The 416-nt window shown below is 55.0% G+C and carries 1 protein-coding gene; it reads left to right on the top strand.

The window, feature by feature from the left end:
- Positions 1-20 precede the first annotated feature (20 nt).
- On the top strand, positions 21-416 hold a 396-nt coding region (locus tag KP705_RS18265; protein ID WP_215765325.1), incomplete at its 3' end, for a recombinase family protein.

Here is a 416-nt window from a genome sequence, read left to right as displayed (position 1 = left end):
TATACGTTACACTTTCCCGTATGACACACATAATGATCGGCTATGCCCGCTGCTCGACGGACAAACAGGATCTCGCGGCCCAGCATCAGGAACTGCTCAAACTCGGTGTTTCTGCCGATCGTATTTACACCGACAAGGGCTTCACCGGCACGAACCGGGAAAGGGCCGGCCTTGACCAGGCACTGGCGGCTGTTCGTAGTGGCGATACTTTGGTCGTACCAAAGCTTGATCGACTGGCCCGCTCTGTCCCTGATGCACGGCTTATTGGCGACAGCCTGGCATCCCGTGGCGTGAAGCTTCAACTTGGGAACAGTATTCACGATCCGTCTGATCCAATGGGCAAGTTGTTCTTCAACATCCTTGCGACTTTCGCGGAGTTTGAAGCCGATCTGATCCGGATGCGTACTCGTGAAGGG

It is taken from the genome of Gluconobacter sp. P1D12_c (assembly GCF_018812105.1).
GTDB classification, from domain to species: Bacteria; Pseudomonadota; Alphaproteobacteria; order Acetobacterales; family Acetobacteraceae; genus Gluconobacter; species Gluconobacter oxydans_A.
This window is presented reverse-complemented; position numbering and strand designations above follow the sequence as displayed.